3 tRNA genes are annotated in these 527 nt (G+C 46.7%); all 3 read right to left on the bottom strand.

Annotated elements, in window-relative coordinates:
- Positions 1–178: 178 nt before the first annotated feature.
- The 3 genes from C9I99_RS26980 to C9I99_RS26970 all read right to left on the bottom strand — a co-directional run bounded on the left by C9I99_RS26980 (position 179) and on the right by C9I99_RS26970 (position 478).
- Positions 179–254, bottom strand: a tRNA-Ala gene (locus tag C9I99_RS26980).
- Between the two features lie 41 nt (positions 255–295).
- Positions 296–371 (bottom strand) — tRNA-Val (locus C9I99_RS26975).
- Positions 372–402: 31 nt separating this feature from the next.
- Positions 403–478, bottom strand: a tRNA-Lys gene (locus C9I99_RS26970).
- Positions 479–527 lie beyond the last annotated feature (49 nt).

Here is a 527-nt window from a genome sequence, read left to right as displayed (position 1 = left end):
ACACAAGACACTTGAATGTGTGTTGCTTGAGAACTCGTTCCTACTTATAAAGTAGAAACTATTTAGTATTGAATTCGAAAATTCAATTTACTAGTCAGCTTTCCAGATTGTTAAAGAGCATGTGTTTATCTTTCGAAATCCACTTTCTAAAAACACTCGTCAGAATGCATTTAAAGAGTGGTGGAGCTATGCGGGATCGAACCGCAGACCTCTTCGCTGCCAGCGAAGCGCTCTCCCAGCTGAGCTATAGCCCCAACGTTTTACTTCTTTGGTAGAAGTTCTCTAGAAGAGAAAATGGTGGGCGATACCGGGCTCGAACCAGTGACCCCCTCCTTGTAAGGGAGGTGCTCTCCCAACTGAGCTAATCGCCCACGATAGTTTTAATTCCTTCGTGAGAAAGAATGGTGGGTCGTGCAGGATTCGAACCTGCGACCAATTGATTAAAAGTCAACTGCTCTACCAACTGAGCTAACGACCCGTGGCGTCCCATAGGGGAGTCGAACCCCTGTTACCGCCGTGAAAGGGCG

Source organism: Photobacterium lutimaris (assembly GCF_003025555.1).
GTDB classification, from domain to species: Bacteria; Pseudomonadota; Gammaproteobacteria; order Enterobacterales; family Vibrionaceae; genus Photobacterium; species Photobacterium lutimaris.
This window is presented reverse-complemented; position numbering and strand designations above follow the sequence as displayed.